This window comes from Brevibacillus sp. MER 51 (assembly GCF_023714195.1).
GTDB lineage: Bacteria > Bacillota > Bacilli > Brevibacillales > Brevibacillaceae > Brevibacillus.
Map to the genome: position 1 here is coordinate 1 of NZ_JAMAUS010000043.1, position 958 is coordinate 958.

Sequence of the window (958 nt, forward strand, 5' to 3'; positions counted from 1 at the left end):
TCGGGGTTGGTCTCGGAGAGACGCGCGTTTAGGTTACGCGACTATCACGCTCTATGGTCAGCTTTCCCAAGCTGTTCACCTACGCGCGTCTTTTGTAACTCCGTGTGAGACGCCCCACAACCCCGCCGGGTAAACCCGACGGTTTAGGCTCTTCCGCGTTCGCTCGCCACTACTGACGGAATCACTATTGTTTTCTCTTCCTCCGGCTACTTAGATGTTTCAGTTCACCGGGTCTGCCTTCTCGTACCCTATGTATTCAGATACGGATACCATCCCATTACAGATGGTGGGTTTCCCCATTCGGAGATCCCCGGATCAAAGCGTGCTTACCGCTCCCCGAGGCTTATCGCAGTTCGCTGCGTCCTTCTTCGGCTCCTAGCGCCAAGGCATCCACCGTGTGCCCTTAGTAACTTAACCACGACGCACAGGATGTGCTAGTGCATGCGTTGTCTCATGGATGAGACGAACTTAGCAGGCCATCCTTGCATTTCCGTAATTACTAAAAGTACTTACAGTTAATATCTTAGCAATTTCATGCAGTATCCAGTTTTCAAGGAACAAATGGATAGTTACTCGCAAGAGTAACTGCCTGGCAACGTCCTACTCTCCCGGCTCCCTGCGGAGCAAGTACCATCGGCGCTGGAGGGCTTAACGGCCGTGTTCGGCATGGGAACGGGTGTGTCCCCTCCGCCATCATCACCAGACTTATAGGATGTAAGTCGTTCTGCGTTCTCGCATGGACGCGAGAGCCTTTAGCAGAACTTCCTTTCATCTTGTGAAGGATTCATGCTCCTTCAAAACTGAACAGCGAATGTTGCGTTACGGTCATATCTCCATAGAAAGGAGGTGATCCATCCGCACCTTCCGGTACGGATACCTTGTTACGACTTCACCCCAGTCATCTACCCCACCTTCGGCGGCTGGCTCCTTGCGGTTACCTCACCGACTTCGGGTGTTG

The 958-nt window shown here is 52.7% G+C and carries 3 rRNA genes; all 3 read right to left on the minus strand.

The annotated features are described in order from the left end of the window. A 23S ribosomal RNA gene (locus M3630_RS30430) occupies positions 1–417 on the minus strand; the annotation flags it as partial. A 170-nt stretch (positions 418–587) separates the two neighbouring features. After that, positions 588–704: ribosomal RNA gene (gene rrf, locus M3630_RS30435) — 5S ribosomal RNA — on the minus strand. Positions 705–839: 135 nt separating this feature from the next. Continuing rightward, positions 840–958, minus strand: a 16S ribosomal RNA gene (locus M3630_RS30440); the annotation flags it as partial.